Origin of the sequence: Alkaliphilus metalliredigens QYMF (assembly GCF_000016985.1) — a bacterium.
Taxonomy (GTDB): domain Bacteria; phylum Bacillota; class Clostridia; order Peptostreptococcales; family Natronincolaceae; genus Alkaliphilus_A; species Alkaliphilus_A metalliredigens.
The window spans coordinates 3,384,308-3,402,396 of record NC_009633.1; the positions used below are offsets into that span (position 1 = coordinate 3,384,308).

The 18,089-nt window shown below is 37.5% G+C and carries 17 protein-coding genes; 6 read left to right on the forward strand and 11 right to left on the reverse strand.

Going from position 1 to position 18,089, the window contains the following annotated elements; all coding sequences use genetic code 11:
• Window positions 1-227: 227 nt before the first annotated feature.
• Both AMET_RS16375 and AMET_RS16380 read right to left on the reverse strand, forming a co-directional pair.
• Window positions 228-809 (reverse strand): indolepyruvate oxidoreductase subunit beta, encoded by a 582-nt coding sequence (locus AMET_RS16375; RefSeq protein WP_012064425.1) that lies wholly within the window; start codon window positions 807-809, stop codon window positions 228-230.
• Window positions 802-2,616, reverse strand: coding sequence for a thiamine pyrophosphate-dependent enzyme (locus AMET_RS16380; protein WP_012064426.1), 1,815 nt, complete (start codon window positions 2,614-2,616; stop codon window positions 802-804). Before AMET_RS16380 ends, AMET_RS16375 begins: the two co-directional genes overlap by 8 nt.
• A 260-nt stretch (window positions 2,617-2,876) precedes the next feature.
• On the opposite strand from AMET_RS16380, the gene AMET_RS16385 reads away from it, so the two are divergent.
• Window positions 2,877-3,902 carry a branched-chain amino acid aminotransferase gene (locus AMET_RS16385; RefSeq protein WP_012064427.1) on the forward strand — a complete coding sequence of 342 codons (1,026 nt, stop codon included), beginning with the start codon at window positions 2,877-2,879 and terminating at the stop codon, window positions 3,900-3,902.
• A 97-nt stretch (window positions 3,903-3,999) separates the two neighbouring features.
• Here AMET_RS16385 and AMET_RS16390 read toward each other — a convergent pair whose 3' ends face one another.
• Entirely contained in the window at window positions 4,000-4,863 is an 864-nt protein-coding gene (locus tag AMET_RS16390; protein ID WP_012064428.1) for a tRNA 2-thiocytidine(32) synthetase TtcA, read from the reverse strand.
• A 221-nt stretch (window positions 4,864-5,084) separates the two neighbouring features.
• On the opposite strand from AMET_RS16390, the gene AMET_RS16395 reads away from it, so the two are divergent.
• Window positions 5,085-6,641, forward strand: a complete 1,557-nt coding sequence (locus tag AMET_RS16395; RefSeq protein WP_012064429.1) for an ABC-F family ATP-binding cassette domain-containing protein — start codon at window positions 5,085-5,087, stop codon at window positions 6,639-6,641.
• Between the two features lie 92 nt (window positions 6,642-6,733).
• On the opposite strand, the gene AMET_RS16400 is transcribed toward AMET_RS16395, so the two are convergent.
• A complete protein-coding gene (locus AMET_RS16400) occupies window positions 6,734-6,982 on the reverse strand; it encodes a hypothetical protein (protein ID WP_012064430.1) in 249 nt (82 codons plus the stop codon).
• A 220-nt stretch (window positions 6,983-7,202) separates the two neighbouring features.
• On the opposite strand from AMET_RS16400, the gene AMET_RS16405 reads away from it, so the two are divergent.
• A complete protein-coding gene (locus AMET_RS16405) occupies window positions 7,203-8,279 on the forward strand; it encodes a M24 family metallopeptidase (RefSeq protein WP_012064431.1) in 1,077 nt (358 codons plus the stop codon).
• Between the two features lie 423 nt (window positions 8,280-8,702).
• Here AMET_RS16405 and AMET_RS16410 read toward each other — a convergent pair whose 3' ends face one another.
• The 4 genes from AMET_RS16410 to AMET_RS16420 are packed head-to-tail and all read right to left on the reverse strand — an operon-like array spanning window position 8,703 to window position 10,369.
• The gene (locus AMET_RS16410; RefSeq protein WP_012064433.1) at window positions 8,703-9,065 is read right to left on the reverse strand and encodes a spore coat protein; all 363 of its coding nucleotides are present in this window, start codon (window positions 9,063-9,065) and stop codon (window positions 8,703-8,705) included.
• Window positions 9,065-9,241: a hypothetical protein gene (locus tag AMET_RS26370; protein ID WP_012064434.1), complete on the reverse strand. Its 177-nt coding sequence runs from the start codon at window positions 9,239-9,241 to the stop codon at window positions 9,065-9,067. Before AMET_RS26370 ends, AMET_RS16410 begins: the two co-directional genes overlap by 1 nt.
• Window positions 9,241-9,441, reverse strand: coding sequence for a capping complex subunit for YIEGIA (locus tag AMET_RS16415; RefSeq protein ID WP_012064435.1), 201 nt, complete (start codon window positions 9,439-9,441; stop codon window positions 9,241-9,243). The genes AMET_RS26370 and AMET_RS16415 overlap by 1 nt, the downstream gene beginning before the upstream one ends.
• Window positions 9,428-10,369 carry a YIEGIA family protein gene (locus AMET_RS16420; RefSeq protein ID WP_012064436.1) on the reverse strand — a complete coding sequence of 314 codons (942 nt, stop codon included), beginning with the start codon at window positions 10,367-10,369 and terminating at the stop codon, window positions 9,428-9,430. The genes AMET_RS16415 and AMET_RS16420 overlap by 14 nt, the downstream gene beginning before the upstream one ends.
• Window positions 10,370-10,629: 260 nt before the next feature.
• Between AMET_RS16420 and AMET_RS16425 the strand changes: the two genes are divergently transcribed.
• From AMET_RS16425 to AMET_RS16435, 3 genes are read left to right on the forward strand one after another with little or no spacing between them, the layout of a single operon-like run.
• On the forward strand, window positions 10,630-12,957 hold the full coding sequence (locus tag AMET_RS16425; RefSeq protein ID WP_012064437.1) for a xanthine dehydrogenase family protein molybdopterin-binding subunit: 2,328 nt from the start codon (window positions 10,630-10,632) through the stop codon (window positions 12,955-12,957).
• Window positions 12,954-13,796: an FAD binding domain-containing protein gene (locus AMET_RS16430; RefSeq protein WP_012064438.1), complete on the forward strand. Its 843-nt coding sequence runs from the start codon at window positions 12,954-12,956 to the stop codon at window positions 13,794-13,796. The genes AMET_RS16425 and AMET_RS16430 overlap by 4 nt, the downstream gene beginning before the upstream one ends.
• Entirely contained in the window at window positions 13,789-14,253 is a 465-nt protein-coding gene (locus AMET_RS16435; RefSeq protein WP_012064439.1) for a (2Fe-2S)-binding protein, read from the forward strand. The genes AMET_RS16430 and AMET_RS16435 overlap by 8 nt, the downstream gene beginning before the upstream one ends.
• Window positions 14,254-14,331: 78 nt before the next feature.
• On the opposite strand, the gene AMET_RS16440 is transcribed toward AMET_RS16435, so the two are convergent.
• The 3 genes from AMET_RS16440 to AMET_RS16450 form a co-directional block, all read right to left on the reverse strand.
• The gene (locus AMET_RS16440; protein ID WP_012064440.1) at window positions 14,332-14,604 is read right to left on the reverse strand and encodes a hypothetical protein; all 273 of its coding nucleotides are present in this window, start codon (window positions 14,602-14,604) and stop codon (window positions 14,332-14,334) included.
• Between the two features lie 393 nt (window positions 14,605-14,997).
• Window positions 14,998-17,178 (reverse strand): DNA topoisomerase III, encoded by a 2,181-nt coding sequence (locus tag AMET_RS16445; RefSeq protein ID WP_012064441.1) that lies wholly within the window; start codon window positions 17,176-17,178, stop codon window positions 14,998-15,000.
• A 131-nt stretch (window positions 17,179-17,309) separates the two neighbouring features.
• On the reverse strand, window positions 17,310-17,927 hold the full coding sequence (locus tag AMET_RS16450) for a CPBP family intramembrane glutamic endopeptidase (RefSeq protein ID WP_198135357.1): 618 nt from the start codon (window positions 17,925-17,927) through the stop codon (window positions 17,310-17,312).
• Between the last annotated feature and the right edge of the window lie 162 nt (window positions 17,928-18,089).

The following is an 18,089-nucleotide window of genomic DNA, read 5'->3' on the forward strand; positions in this document are numbered from 1 at the left end:
TTTACAAATTATTGTCTATAATCTTATCCCAACTTATAAATTTTGTCAATTATATCTAAATATTTATACGTCTTATACATTTTATATGTATTTAAAAAACATTGTATAAAAAATTAACAAGTGTTTGCATTTGCCCACACTTGTTATTCTAGTCCTATGATTTTTATACAGCTCACGTTATATTATGCAGTCTTTTCACCTTTTATTATGCAGTTTTTTCACGTTTTTTACCCCTGATATACATACCCTAAGTCAAATGCCTGCATATTTAAATCAATGGCTTTTTCTGGTACATTATCCTTAATGGTTTCCTTCCATGTCTCCACTTTAATTTCCAAGTGCTTTGCCAGGATACCTAAGAGCATGACATTAGCCACTTGTTTTTTCCCTAGATTTTTTGCTTCTTCAAAGGCATTGATTTCAATTACATTCATGTTGGCTTTTAGATCTTCAATGGCAACCTCAGGGTATTCTTCCTTTTCCTGCTGAACAATGGTGGGATAAAACCGCTTTGAGTTCATAATGATCAGCCCATCATCCCTTAGCTTAGCGCTCCATCTCAAGGCCTCCAGGGGCTCCATCGCCACCAGTATATCTCCCTCTCCTGGTCGAATATTAGGTGAAAATATCTTTTTACCAATTCGAACATTTCCCCAGACCATCCCCCCCCTTTGTGATAGTCCCACAACATCATTGCTTTTAATATCAAAATCATCCTTCATGGCTGCTTGGGAGATGATTCGAGTCATCAGGATCAGCCCTTGTCCACCGACTCCTGCAAACATAATATTTTTTATCAATTTATTCACCCTCCTTCTCTGAAGCCTTTGATGACTTAATGGCATTGACAGGGCAAACCTGGGCACAGACACTACATCCAACACACATATCTTTATCAATAGATGATTTAAGCTTTTCAATTCCTTCATATTCAATCATTCTAAGGGGTGGACAGTTTGTTCGAATACAAGCCCGACAACTAATACATATTTTAGGATCCACATAGAAATATGGTTTTTCAAGGTTATATCGTAGTGCACAGGGACCATTAACCACAATGATGGACAATCCTTCGTAGGCAATCTCCTCTTTAAAAAGCTTCTCTGCCGCTTTATAGTCATATTGATTGATTTCTTTAATACGATCAAATCCCATGGTCTCTAATAATGTTTTAATGCCCACTCTCATGTCATCTCTTTCATTGTAGAGCCCAGAGCTTCCATTATGCTGTCCTCCAGTCATGGCAGTAGTTCGGTTGTCTAATACAATGAATGTCATATTTTCATTATCCTTCTTTTGATGCAATAAATTCACAAAGGTCGGTAATCCCGAGTGGAAAAATGTGCCATCTCCAATCACCGTCACCAGTGGTTCCTCTTCCTTTGTCAATGACATTGCCTTACGAATTCCCTTTGTCATCCCAATACTGGCTCCCATACTGATGATGGAATTCGATTGTTCAAAGGGAAACAGCGCTGCCAAGGAGTAACAACCAATATCCCCTACTACCACCTTCGCTTTAGATTTTTTCAGTATATCGAAGGTTGGTCTATGGGGACAGCCTGTGCAAAATAAAGGAGGTCTTGACACAGTTTCTACAAATCGTTTAGAACCTTCTGGTTTGTTTTTTAATAAACCAGCTTGATAGAGTCCTTCTTCAATATCCGGTACATCCAATTCACCTGTATACTCAAAGTATTTTTTTCCTTCACATTCAATGCCCATCAACTTCAATTCGTTTTCAATAAAAGGCATCATTTCTTCAATGACAATGATTCGCTTATATTGACTGGTGATTTCCTTAGCTCGCTTTTTAGAGATGGGATAAACCAGACCTAGTTTCCAAATGCTGGCCTCCGGTTCTACTTCTTTTAAATTGTAATAAACAAGCCCAGAGGTGATGAGTAATGTGTCACTTCCCTGCTTTTCTTCTAAAGTGTTTAATTCAGTATCATAGGCGTACTCCTCGAGTTTTTGCAATCGTTCCTTCATGAACATTTGTGCTCTTCGGGAACCAGGCGGAATCATGCAAAACTTTTCTTTACTTCGATTAATCCCCTTGGACTTCACTTCTTGCCGATCCTCTAATACAACCACACTACGGCTGTGACAAAGACGACTTGTAATCCTTAAAAGCATGGGTATTTCAAAGTGCTCACTAATTTCCAATGCTTTTTTTGTATAATCCTTTGCTTCTTGACTATCGGAGGGATCTAAAATTCCCAAATGAGCAAACTTACCTAAAACACGATTATCCTGCTCATTCTGAGAGCTAGCCAATCCAGGGTCATCTCCAGTGACCAGTAAAAAACCGCCATTGGTAGGGGTTAAGGTAAATGTCATCAATGGGTCCGCTGCAATATTGACCCCTACATGCTTCATTGAAACCATGGCCCTAGCTCCTGAAAAAGATCCTCCAATGCCCACTTCTAATGCGACTTTTTCATTAGTGGAAAACTCTCCGTAAATTTCTTCATATACTTTGGTCTTTTCAAGAATCTCCACTGTTGGTGAGCCAGGATAACTGGAAGCAACCACCCCTCCTGCCTCATAAAACCCTCTTGCAATGGCTTCATTCCCAGTTAATGCTCTTTTTTCTCCCGCTTTTCCATCCATTTAATCACGCCTTTCATTTTCTCTACTATAGATAAATAGACCCATCCCTTCGTTCTTTCCTCATGTATTAGTATTGACAGCTATTGATTTTCTATTTGATTTAAGCAAAATATTAATTGAAAATACTGAATTTATAAGATCCTGTTATGTAATTCAGCTTGTTATGCTATACTATTATTGTATTGGTTAGGCAAAGGATTACACATCATTTGCAAGCGTTATTTAAGTGCATTGCATTTAATTTAATTAGGAGGGATTTTATGAGTAAAGCAGTAAATATCGATTGGAGTACATTAGGTTTTAGCTACATGAAGACTGACTTCCGTTATGTATCAAAATGGAAAGATGGACAGTGGGATGATGGCGCATTAGTAGAGGACAATAACCTATCCATCAGTGAATCTTCAACTGCTCTACACTATGGGCAACAGTGTTTTGAAGGATTAAAGGCCTATCGTACTAAGGATGGCGAAATCCAGTTATTCAGACCAGACCAAAACGCGAAAAGAATGAAAAACAGCTGTAGTCGTGTGCTTATGCCTGAGGTTTCAGAAGAAAAGTTTATTGATGCTTGTATTCAAGTTGTCAAAGCTAATGAAGCTTTTGTACCACCATATGGTACTGGTGCAACTCTTTACTTAAGACCCTTTGTGATCGGAGTTGGAGACAACCTTGGTGTTAGACCCGCTCCCGAGTATATTTTCTCTGTGTTTTGCGTTCCTGTAGGCGCTTATTTCAAAGGTGGAGTGGCCCCTGTTAACTTTATGACCTCTGAGTTTGACCGCGCTGCACCTTATGGTACAGGAGCTGCTAAAGTAGGGGGAAACTATGCAGGAAGTCTTTTTCCTCATCAAGTTGCAGTCAAAAAGGGTTTTGCTGATTGTATTTACCTTGATCCTGCTACACATACAAAAATTGAGGAAGTTGGCGCTGCAAACTTCTTTGGTATTACAACCGACGACAAATTCGTCACACCAATCTCACCTTCCATCCTTCCAAGTATCACTAAATACTCTTTAATGCATGTTGCTAAGGAGTATTTAGGCCTGGAAGTAGAAGAAAGAGATGCCTTAGTGGACAACCTAGGTGAATTTAAGGAAGCAGGAGCTTGTGGTACTGCTGCTGTAATCACACCAATTGGTGGCATTTCTCACAAAGACAACCTTCATGTTTTCCATAGTGAAACTGAAGTAGGACCTGTAACAAAGAAGCTTTATGATACTTTATGTGGCATCCAATTCGGTGATGTAAAAGCACCTGAAGGATGGATTGTAAAGGTAAAATAATTTATTGATAATAAACAGGGGAGGATGCAATTGCATCCTCCCCTGTTTATTATCATTTTAATTTTCAAATCTACTATTTTATCCTACTGAGAAGAGTTTACTCTTCATAAAAATCTAAATAAGAATGCTTTTCTCCATCTTTTTGCCATCCTAGAATACAATCCATATTCACATTATGTGTGGCTCTAAAAATTGATTTATCCGCATCGGAAATACTAGTCTTCAATGTTTTAATAAGATCCTTCACCTGATGACGTTTGTTACCGATCTTTTTTGCTGCCACCATACAGGCACAATTAAGAGGCCAAATGCCACTACTCTCAGTAAAGTCAATAATTGCTTCTTCCTCTATCAAATAAAGAGGACGGATAATCTCCATCCCTTCAAAATTCGTGGACTTTAGTTTCGGGAGCATGGTTTTAAAATTTCCTGTATAAAGTAAGTTTAACATTGTGGTTTCTATCACATCATTATAATGGTGTCCAAGGGCCAGCTTATTGCACCCTAGCTCCTGGGCCTTTTGATATAGGGCTCCCCTTCTCATCTTGGCACACATAAAGCAAGGGTACTCCTTTGCCATTTTTTCAGCTACTTCAAAGATCCTAGCTTCAAAAATATGCACGGGTATTTCCAAATGCTTGCAATTATCAACGAGTAATGCTTTGATACTCTCATGATAGCCTGGATCCATCACAATGAATTCCATCTGAAAGTTTGCGGTTCCATGACGGTGAAGTTCTTGAAAAAGCTTTGCCATCAGCAAACTATCCTTTCCGCCTGAAATGGCAATGGCGATTTTATCACCTTCTTCAATTAAATTATATTCTTTAATGGCCTTGGTAAATTTAGACCAAATATTTTTACGATATTTTGTAATGAGACTCCGTTCAATCTCTTCAAGTAATTTACGCTCACCCATGGGAATTAGTTGCTCACAGCCTTCCCCTGCAATTTCACTCATCTATATCACCTTCCCTTTTCCGACATTATTATAGCATTTTTATACTATTTTGTCTTTGTTCCAAAAGAAATAACCCTACTTACATATAAATTTCACTTTAAAACTATCTCCATCTCATATATAATTGATTAGTGTCTTATGAGACTTACTTAGGGGAAATTTCGATTCCCCTGAATTCTAGCCAAATTTACTTCGAGGATATAATTAGAAAGGAAGATAACATGAGTATTTTAACAGTAAAAAACCTAACCCATGGCTTTGGTGATCGTGCCATCTTTAATAATGTTTCCTTTAGACTTTTAAAGGGTGAACACATCGGATTAATTGGAGCCAATGGTGAAGGTAAATCTACTTTTATGAATATTATTACTGGAAAACTAGAACCCGATGAAGGTCAGGTTGAATGGGCTAAAAAAGTCCGCGTTGGATACCTAGACCAAAATACTTCTCTTGAAAAAGGAATGACCATCCGCGATGCCCTCAAGGGAGCCTTTCAATATCTTTTTGATGTTGAAACAGAGATGAATGAAATCTGTGACAAAATGGCCGATGCCTCTCCAGAGGAATTAGAACATTTGTTAGAGGATATGGGAAGCATTCAGGATACCTTGACCAATAATGACTTTTATATTATTGACGCAAAGGTTGAAGAGATTGCCCGCGGCGTGGGTTTAGATGAAGTTGGATTAGAAAAGGATGTTCATGATTTGAGTGGTGGACAAAGAACAAAGGTTTTATTGGCTAAACTTTTATTGGAAAAGCCTGATATCTTATTATTAGATGAGCCTAGTAACTATTTAGATGAACAGCATATTGAATGGTTAAAGCGCTATCTCCAGGAATATGAGAATGCCTTTATTTTGATTTCCCATGACATTCCCTTCCTTAATAGTGTGATAAACTTGATCTACCATATGGAAAACCAAGAACTCAATCGTTACGTTGGTGACTATGCTAGCTTTGGTTTGGTCCATGAAGCTAAAAAACAGCAGTCCGAAGCCGCCTACCGAAAGCAACAGCAAGAAATCACTGAACTTAAGGATTTCGTCGCCAGAAACAAGGCACGGGTCGCCACCCGAAACATGGCCATGTCTCGACAAAAGAAGTTAGATAAGATGGATGTACTTGAGTTAGCCAAGGAAAAACCTAAGCCTGAATTTAACTTCAAATGTTCTAAATCTCCTGGAAAGTTGATCTTTGAAACAAATGATCTTGTCATCGGATATGAGGAGCCCCTTTCTAAACCATTGAATTTGCGGATGGAACGAGGACAGCGTATTGCATTAGTAGGTGCCAATGGATTAGGTAAAACAACATTACTACGAAGCATTCTAGGACAAATCCATGCAGTTTCTGGCTCTGTGGAGCTAGGGGATTATCTTGAAGTTGGTTATTTTGAACAGGAGATCAAGGAAGCCAATTATAAAACCTGTATCGAAGAAGTATGGCAGGACTTCCCTTCATACACCCAACAGCAGATCCGTGCTGCCTTAGCTAAATGTGGTTTAACCACACAGCATATTGAAAGCAAGATTGTGGTTTTAAGTGGAGGAGAGCAAGCCAAGGTTCGTCTTTGTAAGCTCGTCAACCAAGAAAGCAATTTACTGATTTTAGATGAGCCTACCAACCATCTTGATGTTGATGCCAAAGAAGACTTAAAGCGTGCTTTAAAGGAATACAAAGGAAGCATTCTTTTAATCTCACATGATCCTGATTTTTATAGAGATATTGCAACGGATATTTGGAATTGTGAAACCTGGACCACAAAGCTTGTCTAGTCATTTATGATATTTTTAAAGGCCTAGGATCGAGATCCTAGGCCTTTTTGTACGTTCTTTTATATTCCTTTTTTCTAGACTTCTTTAATTCACTATAAAATTTTTCTTAACTGTTTTACTTCATACTGTCTAATGTCTTTGGTATTTCCTCCTGCAACCGCACAAAGTAAATTAACCATATCATTGCTTACACCCAATACATTGCCCTTCACCTTGGTTCCAATCACATTTACCGGCGCTTTTCTAGCAAGACCTTTGATGTTATCAGATTTACAGTAGGCACATCCCTCATTTACATTGGCCACTCTTCTGCAATCCACACAGTAATACAAATTACTCATCAGCATCTCCTCCTGTTTTGTGGTTAAATGGACCCCTAGCATGCCCTGGTGCTTGTGTCATGATATGTTAAATCTTTACTATTTATATTAGATTAATTTCACAAAATCCCTTTAATTATTTTTACATTTTCTTTATTTCTTTTTCATAAAAATAAAGGATAATCCTCATTCAACATAGAAATATTTCATATCAAAACCCCATTCTAAAGGAGTTGAACCCATGCATCAAAATAGACTTGATAAGCTATTAAAAAACATGAGGGATGCGTCTATCCCCCAACTTATTTTATCTGATCCAAATGCTATTTTTTATTTAACTGGTAAGTGGATTCATCCAGGTGAAAGAATGCTTGCCCTTTATCTAAATGTATCCAACCAACATCTGATTTTTATTAATGAACTCTTCCCGGTTCATGAGGAGCTTGGCATTGATAAGGTTTGGTTTAAGGATACAGATGATCCAATCCAGCTACTTGCTCAATACATTCAACCTCATACAACCATTGGTGTTGATAAAAGTTGGCCTGCAATGTTTTTATTAGATTTAATGAAATATAAAAAGGAAAGTACCTTTGTCAATGGCTCTTCCCTCATCGACACCATTCGAATGACAAAGGATAAACATGAAATACGTTTGATGCGAGAGGCTTCAAAGACTAATGACTTCACCATGACCGGTATCATTAATTTGATTTCTGAACATACAACTGAAAAGAAAATGACACAGCTTGTCAATAATATATATGAGGAGCTTGAGACCGAGGGACCTTCCTTTAGTCCAATTATTGCCTATGGGGCCAATGGGGCCGACCCTCACCATAGTCCAGATCATTCACAATTAAAGAAAGGTGATAGCATCATTATTGATATTGGCTGTCGAATGGATTCATATTGTTCTGACATGACAAGAACCGTATTTTATCGGGCTGTTTCACCTAAGGCAAAGGAAGTTTATCACATAGTTAAAGAGGCAAATCGAAGAGCCATTTCTGCGGTGAAGCCTGGGGTCAAATTCTGTGATATCGATTCAGCAGCAAGGGACTATATTGAGTCAAAGGGATATGGTGAGTACTTTACCCATCGAACAGGTCATTCCATTGGCTTAGAGGTTCATGATTATGGTGATGTTTCAGCTATCAATACAGATACAGTGGCGCCAGGAATGATTTTTTCAATCGAGCCCGGTATTTATCTGCCAGGAGAATTTGGGGTACGAATTGAAGACTTAGTATTGGTAACAAAGAGTGGATGCGAGGTACTGAATCAATTTAGTAAAGATCTTCAAATTGTTGAGTAGCCACAAAGCAAAGAAGGCAAGTATCCTGGTGGATACTTGCCTTCTTGATATTTAAGCACTTGAAATTTTTGACAAAGAGGCGTTAAAAATTGAGTGAGCCGTTTACTTCATCAGTTTATTTTATCATCCATATATCAGTATATTCTACAATAATCAAGTTCCCACATCAACGGCCTCGACAGCACTCGGACTTTATTGAGGGATGGATATTTATTTATTAAGAAGAAAGCTGAACAAAATCAAACTGACCTCTTTGAAACTTCTTTATTGGATCAAAATATAGTCTTCATGAGTGGAGAAGAAGCAGTAAAGATTTTTTATGATCCAGAGGTCTAGTAAGTAATACAATGCACCTTCAAATTATTAGATTGTGTTTAATAATTTGAGGTGCATTCTTCAGTAAGCAGACTTTGAACCTATATTCTACTGTTGAAATGGAAGTTGTGTCTGATAGCCTGTAAAAATATCAATCAAATCCGCAACTTCAGTTTGTGTTGCAACATTCGCTTGATATTCGCCTAAGTTAAATAGTTCACTAAAATGCTTTGTATGTATTTGTTGTAGTTGGTCCCTATTATTGATTACTATTTGCCTTAAATCATCGTTAATGATTTCATTAATTCCAATTTGATAGCTTACTAGATTATGCTTTTCCATTAGCAGTACGTCATTTAACATATCTCGTATATTGATGCTGGGATCTTTCACCTGTGGTAATTCATTTGAAACAGTCTTTCCAATTTTCATTACACCTGACTTTGAAGTTATGACCTGCTCTGTATTCATTAGTTTATCTGCCCTCCTTGATTAGTGCTTATCCAGTTGTTGGCATTTTGTCCTGTATTCATTTGATTAGCATAGTTTAATAGGTCCATATAGTTTTGTTGATGTTCCTTTAAGAAAAGTGCAATAGTAGTAATTAGTCCTATAAAAAGTACCTTTTGACAGGTTAGAACATTCATTATTTTTTTATGATCATATAATCTCCATTACTTAATTCTACGATATCTGCTAAGAAAGTTTCTGCAATTGTATCAGATATTTTAACTAACTCTTCTTTGTCTTTGACTAATAATGCTAGGGGCTCACCACCTAAATATCGGTTTTTATCAGTTGTAATATATGCCAGAATACCTTTGATTGATCCTTCACCTTTTCCCATTAGCTTCCCCTCCTTTTTTATTTTCCATGTCCAATAATTCGGGATTTTTTTTCACCGTTTCTAGCAAAGGAGTTAGTAAGATTGTTTCTTCTAATAGGTCGAAATTTTTAATAACAGGAACTAATGCAATAATAAGTTTACCACTATTTATATCCTGAAGACTGTATATCTTCCTCTGCCCCATTCTACGTGTTACTTCAAATAGAACAGCCTGCCGTTGTCCTTTGTTTAGAAGAGGGATTTGGAAGTGCTCGTATTTCGGATGGATAATAGCAGCTAACCCATCTTCTAAAAACCATTCCTTAGCTTCCTCTCTACCCATTAAATGAGACACAAATAGATCATCTACATATAAATCCGAACCCTTAATTTGGATTTTGCCCTTAGTTACAGTAGCAATATCTTTTATGTTTTGTCGTCTTGTAAATAATTTAAGTATGTAAAACAAAATAAGTCCTACTATAGAACCACATATAACCTCAATCCACCAGGACACATCCGTAAAGCTTTGAAGTAACTGAATGGTCAATGCCGTAGTAAAGGCAACCAGTAATGCTATGTAGTTCCGAGATTCAAAAATTTTAGCTATCCCGTCAATGTAAGCATCACCACGACTTGCATACTCTTCCCCCTCAAGATCTAAAAGACTCTCTCTTTCTGTTTTTCTAACTTCACGAAAATGTTGTATCCCCAAGGCTAAAAAAGTAACAGCTGTAAATTCTTTCGCTACTAATGCTGGTACAACAAATGCCCCTATTGCAGCAGCAAGACCTCCTGTCACTGTATGGATCAAATAGCCATTTGGATAGTTTGGATACTGCCTATGATCTATTTTAATTAATGCAATCCGGGTTAATGCTCCAATCAAAGTTGCTGTTATAATAATGGTTAACATTTCAGCTGAAATAACGTCATTGTTGTTTGGCATTTTAAAACTCCTAACTAATTATTTTCATCATAGTGTCTATTCAAGACCTTAGAAATAATGGCATAGAAAGCTATTATCATGCTACTCTTGGAACACATATTAATATAATTAGTTAAATAAAAAATTTTTATACAAAAATTATGACTTAAGCGGTATATTAGTTTTTGAGCTTTCCCAAGAATAAATAAAGTTGTCTAAACCAATAATAAGAGGTATATGCTGGAATATACATCAATATTTTACAAAGGTGGTTGAGTTTTATGAGTTTGAGTATTGGAAAAAGTATTTTTCGGAAAGAATCCCTTGAAAAAGTAACAGGTGCGGCCAAGTACACAGACGATTATTCAACTAATGATATGTTACATATAAAGCTAGTGATAAGTCCCCATGCACATGCCAAAATAGTAACCATCGACTCCTCAAAGGCACTAGAAGTATCAGGTGTACGGACAATTATTGTCGGTCAACCCTTTCCACTTACAGGAGAAGAGATTAAAGATCGACCTCCTATTGCTTATGATAAAGTTCGATATCATGGGGAACCAGTAGCTGCTGTAGTAGCCGATACTGCCCTTCAGGCAAAAAAAGCCGCAGAACTGATGAAAATTACATATGAACCATTGCCAGTTGTTAATTCCCCACAGGATGCTCTTCTTCCAGATGCTACATTAGTACATGAAAATTTAGCTGTATATGAGAAAATAGAACATGTTTATCCTGAGGCCAATACCAACATTGCAGATCGTACTAAAATTCGAAAGGGATGTATAGAAGAAGGTTGGAAAAACAGTGATGTAACTATCGAAACTGATTTTTCCTTTTCCCAATCCGATCATATAGCTATGGAAACAAGATGTGTTATAGCAGAAATTCGTCCCGATGGTTATGTGGTCTTTACATCTGCTACTCAATCTCCATATATGATAAAAAAACTAATGCAGGACTACTTTCAGATTGAGGAAGGAAAAGTCATAGTCACTACCCCCTTCGTTGGCGGGGCATACGGTGGCAAGGTTCCTATTCAGTTAGAACTGATAGCATATATGGCCTCGGCTGCCGTTGGCGGCAGGCCCGTAAAGCTACTAAACTCCCGAGAAGAAGATATGATTACATCTCCAGTACATATCGGCCTAGATGCCCACATTAAATTGGGAGCAACAAAGGATGGGCAATTAACTGCAGCGGAAATTCTATACGCCTTTGATACAGGTGCATATTCCGACAAAGGCGCAACAATCAGTAGAGCCGCAGCCGTTACTTGTACAGGTCCTTATCACATTGATCATTTGAAGTGTGATTCTCTATGCGTTTATACAAACCATCCATATGCAACGGCCTATAGGGGGTTTGGCCATTCCGAGCTCTTATTTGTTTTTGAAAGAGCAATGGACATGCTAGCTAAAGAACTTAAGATGGACCCCATAGAACTTCGAATGAAAAATACAATTTTACCAGGACACACCACCCCAACGCAGATACGTCTTAACGAAAGTACAGTTGGTAATTTGCCTAACTGCATTTCAACCTTGAAACAACTAATGCAGTGGAACGAGGGCCAAGTAATTGAAATAGATGAACGAAAAGTTCGTACAAAAGGAGTTAGTTGTATTTGGAAGACTTCAACAATTGATAGTGACGCTAGTTCTGGTATCATTTTAACTTTCAATGGAGATGGTAGCATAAATATTGAGTCTGGAGTCGTGGAGATGGGCATGGGAACTAAAACAGTACTTGCCCAATTACTGGCAGAAAAACTAAGTATGGATATCAATAAAATACATGTCAAAATGGAAGTAGATACCCAAATCATACCTGAACATTGGAAAACTGTGGCTAGTAGAAGCACTCTGATGGCTGGCAGGGCACTACTGAAGGCAGCTGATGATGCAATTGTACAACTAAAGGATACTGCCTCTCGGGTGTTAATGTGTTCACCAGACGACCTTGAAGTTGGTAATGAAATGGTTTATGTAAAAGATGAACCTGATATTTTTATAAAAGTAGAAGATATTTGTCTTGGATATAAGTATCCCCATGGATATTCAATTGGTGGGCAAGTGATCGGACGAGGTCAATATACGCTAAGGCACTTAACACATCTTGATCACGAGACTGGCATCGGGCGTCCTGGCCCTGAGTACACCGTCGGTGCTCAAGGGGTTGAAATTGAGTTTGATACCAGGGATTATACTTATAAGATACTTAAGGCCTACGCTGTTATTGATGTAGGTAAGGTATTAAACATGAAGTTAGCAGAAGGACAAGTCATGGGGGCAATGGAAATGGGGTTAAATTTGGGGAGTAGCGAAACCTTTGTATTTAGTGAAAATGGAAACGTGCTTAACCCTCGTCTTCGTACCTATACTCCCTTTAGGTATGGCGATCATCCAGAATATATTGTTCATTTTATTGAAACACCCCATATTGATAGTGCCTACGGAGCCCGTGGACTTGGAGAGCATGGACTAATAGGTATGCCAGCAGCATTGGCAAATGCCTTATCAATAGCTTCAGGGGTAGAGTTAAATAGGCTACCTCTTACACCTGAGTCGATTTGGCTGGAAAAAAGAGGAGTGAATGAAAATTGATTACATATGATTTCGAGTATTATAAGCCATCATCTATTGAAGAAGCAACATCACTGTTTCAATCCTTAGATCAACAAGGAAAGGAGCCTATGTATTTTTCTGGAGGTACAGAAGTCATTACTTTAGGAAGAGTCAATAGAGTTAAAACAGGTGCTGTCATTGATATTAAAGGAATTCCTGAATGCCTCGCATTAAGCAAAGAGGCAGGTAAAATTACTTTTGGAGCAGCACAAACACTCACTATGGTTCGAGAGATGCAGTACTTCCCCTTCCTAAGTAAGGCAATAGTAGAAATTGCTGACCATACCGCTAGAAATAAAATAACCCTTGGCGGAAATATGTGTGCAAACATCATATATAGAGAAACAATTTTGCCTCTTTTATTAACAGACAGTCAAGTTCTAATCGCTAGTCCTACTGGGTTTAAACAAGTGTTAGTCAATGAAATCTTTGATGAAACGCTAAAATTACAAAGAGGTGAACTACTAGTTCAAGTCATTACAGATGAACAAGAGATTAAGTTGCCTTCCCTATGTATCAAAAAAAGAAAACACTGGGATGTTGGCTATCCCTTAATAACAGTTGCGGCTCTGAAAAAAAATGAGCATATTAAATTCGCCTTTAGTAGCTTATGTTCCTATCCTTTTCGTAATGAAAATATTGAACAAAGTCTGAATAATCAAGAATTATCTTATGAAGCAAGAATCGAAGACGCAATGCAATATATCCCAACACCTATATTGAATGATGTTCATGGATCTGAAGATTATAGAATGTTTGTATTGAAGAATACATTATTAGATATTCTAGATACGATAGGGGGAAAAGAAAATGTATAAATCTGAAATTACTTTAAATGTAAACGGTGAAGAGCGTTCTGTCTATGTACGTCATGCTGATACTTTATTGCATGTATTAAGAGGACAATTAGGTTTAACAGGAGCCAAACCCGGTTGTTTAAATGGTGATTGTGGAGCATGTACCATTGATGTGGATGGTGAAGCGATGAAGTCATGCTTAATGCTTGCTATAGAGGCCGTTGGTAAAAAAGTTATTACAGTAGAAGGGGTGCAGAATACATCAATTAAAACAGCCTTTATTGAAAAGTTTGCCTTCCAGTGTGGTTACTGCACCCCTGGCTTTATTATGAATTCTAATTCACTCATTACAAAATATCCTCAAGCAGATGATACTCAAATTAAAGATTGCTTAGAGTCAAATATTTGTCGGTGTACTGGATATAAAGAAATTGAAGATGCTGTAAAATCAGTACTCTCGAATAACTCTACAGGCTAAAGCATTCTAGCAAAACAATAACTTTAAAAACAATTACAAGTAAGGCACCTATTAAAAATAATTTAGGTGCCTACTGTGTTATGATTGATTTTGTAGCTGTAGCGCTTGTTCTAGTTGTTGAATGGCTTGTTGCAGTTGTTGTTGAACTAGCTGAAACTGTTGTTTTTGAGCAGGTTGAGCACTATTTTGAGCTTGATTTACCTGTTGCGTAGCTTGTTGGAGTTGCTGCTGTGCCTGTTGAACAGCTTGAGGATTAGCTGCTTGTGTGGCTTGTTGAATTGAGTTCAATGCTCTCTGAATCGTTTGCTGTGCTAGTTCAGCTGCTTGTTGAGCTTGTTGATTTTGTTGCATTTCGTTTATACCTCCTCTATGAGTTATTAATCCTGTCCTTTTATCATGCCATGATTATTTTAGGGTTATACGATTTATAATTTTGTTAGTCTTATCTTCAAAGATTTCAGTATAAATAAAATGATACTCCAAATAATATAATTATAAGCATCACATATGCTTATGCTAAAATGTTCCCTCTGGAGGTAAAAGTATAAATACTTACTCCGATGAATTAGCAGTCCAGCAAAGATTTTTCTCTCCTTTATTTAAATCTAAGCCTTGAATACTTGACTAACAAAGCAATTGTTGTATTACTCATGTCCACCTGGGTTGTGTAATGGTGGCGGAATTAACCACCCTTTCTCCTTTTCAAGAAAAAAACCTCCGTTGTATTAACGAAGGTTTTTATATTTAGTCTAATTTCAACTTAGCCAATGCATCCGCTAAGGCTGTATTAATAGGTTCTTCCTTTTTCTGTTGCTTCAAATACTGATTGACTTCTCCCTTTGAAGCTTTGTCTTGGTCTTTTTTCCTTCGTTCTTTAAAAGTAGAGAGTTTTTCTCGATGTCCACAGCTACAAACAAATATTTGTGCCTCGCCTTCGCCTCTGAGCTCCAGCTTTTTCTTACAGTCTGGGCATCTGGCATTGCTTTTTTGTGCAACTATTTTTCGATGACCACATTCTCGGTCCTGACAAACCAGCATTTTGCCCTTCTTGCCATTGACCTCTAGCATATACTTTCCACAGTCTGGACATTTGTTTGCTGTTAGGTTGTCATGTCTAAAGGCAGCCTCACTGTTTTTGATTTCCTTTACAATGGTTTTTGTATACTCCTTCATTCGATTGACGAATGTGTTTTTGTTCAACTTTCCCTTGGCAATGGCACTTAGATTCTGCTCCCATTCTGCGGTTAATCCAGGGGATTTTAGATCCTCAGGAACTAATTGTAGCAGTTGTTTTCCCTTTGAAGTGATGTGAATATCCTTTCCTCGCTTTTCAATTGAAAAGCTACTGAAAAGTTTCTCAATAATATCGGCTCTGGTGGCCACTGTACCTAATCCACCTGTTTCTCCAATGGTTTTAATCAGTGTTTTGTCTTCATTAGACATAAACTTGCTTGGATTCTCCATGGCCGTTAGCAGTGTTCCTTCAGTAAATAAGGCCGGTGGCTTTGTTTTTCCTGTGGTTTTAGATATGGCATTCACCTTCAAAGTATCTCCCCGGTTTAAATTAGGCAGGATTTGATCCGCTATGTCCTCATCTTCTGAGACTTCGGTCTGATGTCCATAAATAGCCTTCCAGCCTTGATGAATGACCATCTTTCCCTTGGCAATAAAATGCTCTTTACCTAACTTGGCATTAATTGTTCTTTCCTCATATTCAAATGGTGGATATAAAACAGCTAAAAAGCGCTTGACAACAAGATCATATATTTTTCGTTCCTGGTCACTTAAGGCACCAAGATAAATTGATTGCTCTGTTGGAATAATCGCATGATGGTCAGAAACCTGTGCATCATCAACAAAGGATTTGTTTGCTTTAATGGAGCTTTGCATCACCTTGGCGGCAAATGCCTTATAGGGGCCGACGCCACAGGCCTGCAATCGATCCTTCAATGTTCCCACAATATCCGCCGTAATATATCTTGAGTCAGTTCTCGGATAGGTTAAGGCCTTGTGGGTTTCATAAAGCTTCTGCATAATGGAGAGGGTTTCCTTTGCAGAATAGCCAAAAATTTTATTGGCATCTCTTTGAAGCTCCGTTAGATCGTATAGCCTTGGTGCATAGCTTTTTTTATGACGTTTGCTAATGTCTACGACCTTTACCTCTTGATTTTGTATAGATTGAATGACTTGATCAATTTTAGTTTCATCAAAAACCCTCATACTATTGGTTTGTTGATCCTGCCAGGTCAGTTTTAGGTCACCGGCTACGACCTGTGCTCCATAGAAGGTTTTAGGCTGAAAGCGTTGAATTTCTTCTTCTCTTTTGGCGATGATTGTCAATGTTGGGGTTTGAACTCTACCACAGGAGAGCTGTGAATTATATTTCGTCGTCAAGGCCCTTGTGGCATTGAGGCCGACGATCCAATCGGCTTCGGATCTCGCAACAGCTGAAGCATAAAGATTGTCATACTCTCTGCCATTTTTCAGCTTATTGAATCCATCCTTGATGGCCTTATCTGTTACAGAGGAGATCCAAAGGCGTTTAATGGTTTTCTTCACTCCGACTTTTTCAATAATCCATCGGGCTACTAGCTCTCCTTCTCGTCCAGCATCAGTAGCAATAATAATTTCCCCTACATCCTTTCGAACCATTTGACTCTTCACTGCATTAAATTGTTTTCCCGTTTTTTGAATCACAACTAGCTTCATCTCATCTGGGAGCATTGGTAAATCTTCAAGCTTCCATGATTTATACTTCTGACTATAGGTCTCTGGGTCAGCCAATGTCACTAAATGCCCTAAAGCCCATGTAACGATGTATTCCTTTCCTTCTAAATAGCCATTTCCTTTTTGATTACAGTTTAAAACCCGAGCTAAATCCCTTCCAACAGAAGGTTTTTCAGCTAATACTAATTTCTTTTTCATATTAACAATCCTTTCTAACTAATCGTTGTTGGTATCAATATTTTATCATTACTTTATTTAGCAGAACATAACGGTCATATTAAAACTGATTCTAACATAGTATTAAGTTAAAGTTTTTGTATATCTTCAAGTTACAATATCCCAAATAGCATAAAACCAATGGTATTAATCGCAAAATTAGCACACATATGAACCAGCCAAGAAGTATAAATAGTGCCACTTTTTTCATTGAGCCAATTGAACAATAGACCAGCTAAGAATAGGCTGATAATGAGTAATATAAACAGTAATGGTGTAAACCAGCTTGTCATAATTGCAATATGGTAGAATGAAAAAGCACTGGCGCTAAAAAGATAGGCAACTCTTCTGGATGTTGTCCTTTTTAAGGTTAAAAAGGCAAAACCACGGAAGAAAAATTCTTCCAATAATGAATTAATAAAGGAAATGTAAAGAGCTACAAAAATAAAATTATTTTTGTTTACTCCGATATTGTTTTCTAAGGTTATGGTAATATTTGTAAAATCAAAGTAGGGACCTATAATAAAATAAGCACCAATAATAAACAAGTATACCCCTATTCCCAGTAGGACAGAAAAGAGAACACTTTTTCTATGAAATATGAAAATACGACCAAGAGAAACATCCCTGTCAATTAAAGAATAACCAAGAGGTAACATTAAAAATATAATCAACTTAATAGCGGATTTGATCGCATAGTTAGGCGAAAGTATGGCATCTACCCATGTCATAATAAGACATCCTACTATAACAAGAAATATAATATTAAAAAGTCTCCTTTTATTTACCATGATTCTTTCCTTTCAGCAAAAAAACATTGCAATATTTATCATTATTTCATCCGTAATTATATCACAATTTTCTTACCAAAACACCTTTCTAACGAGGCTTTA